Origin of the sequence: Thermoflexibacter ruber, assembly GCF_900113045.1 — a bacterium.
GTDB lineage: Bacteria > Bacteroidota > Bacteroidia > Cytophagales > Thermoflexibacteraceae > Thermoflexibacter > Thermoflexibacter ruber.
In genome coordinates this window covers 1-1,225 of the sequence record NZ_FONY01000120.1, presented here as the reverse complement: position 1 = coordinate 1,225, position 1,225 = coordinate 1, and the positions used below count along the sequence as shown (strand labels likewise).

Genomic DNA, 1,225 nt, shown 5'->3' with positions numbered 1-1,225 from the left:
AAAAAACACCAAACATAAAAGCATATCCACAAAAATTAGAGGACAAACAAATTGTATTTATTCAAGAAAATGTAAAATAATTCACGTTAATATTATATAAAACTATGAGTCGCTTTATTGAGATACACATTTACAAAATTCTTATCGTGGCTTGCCTCACTTTTTTGAGTATAGCTACACAAGCGCAAACCAATGTTGGTATTAATGTGAACCCACCAGACCCATCCGCTACTTTGCACGTAGGAGGGAACACAGGAGGTTTATTGATTCCGCGTTTGACCACTACACAACGCAATAGTATTAGCAATCCAGCCAATGGCTTAGTTGTCTATGATGTAGATTTAAACACATTTGTGTATAACGCTGGTACTAATACAGAGCCTATTTGGAAAACTCTGCTCAACTTTACAACCTCAAGTGGAGTAACAGATGGACAAATATTAGTAGGTAACGGTGGACAGTTAATCCCTGTTACATTAAGTGGAGATGTAACACTCAATAATGCGGGTGTACTTACTATAAATAATGGTGCTATTAATTCGGATAAGCTCTCCACAACAGGTGTAACCGCAGGTACTTACGGAGGTGCGACAGGAGTACCTCAAATCACTGTAGATAATAAAGGACGCATTACAAGTATCACCGTCATTCCTATCTCTGGTTCAGGAGGTCCTATTGTAGTACCTCCACCAGCACCACCCACTTTCCCACCAGCTACTGGTGATTTAACGGGTACATATCCTAATCTAACTATTGTTAATAATGCTGTTACTATAGGAAAAATAGATGCTACTGGTGCAGGGAATGATAAGGTTTTAACCACTAATGCAGGTGGGTTGATGACTTGGATAGATAAAACCGCAATAGGCACCCCCCCATTAAATAGTGGACAAATTTTTGTTGGCAATGCTTTGAATGTGGCTACTGCCGTTAATATGTCAGGAGATGTAAATATTGACAATACAGGAGCTACCACTATTCAAAACGATGCGGTTAATTCAGCAAAAATTTTAGATGGTACGATTGTAGATGCAGATGTAAACGCCACCGCTGCCATAGCAGGTACTAAAATAAATCCTAACTTTGGAACACAAAATATTACTACCACAGGGGCAGTTAATTCCAATTCATTAGCTCTGACTGGAAAAGGTACTTCTGCAAGCACAGTCCCCGCTGATGCTGGTACTACCCTGACCACCAAAGACTATGTAGATGCCGCAGGAGC

At 39.7% G+C, this 1,225-nt stretch carries 1 pseudogene; it reads left to right on the top strand.

Annotated features, from left to right (window positions below):
• Positions 1-104: 104 nt before the first annotated feature.
• A pseudogene (locus BM141_RS22460) lies at positions 105-1,225 on the top strand (hypothetical protein); the annotation flags it as partial.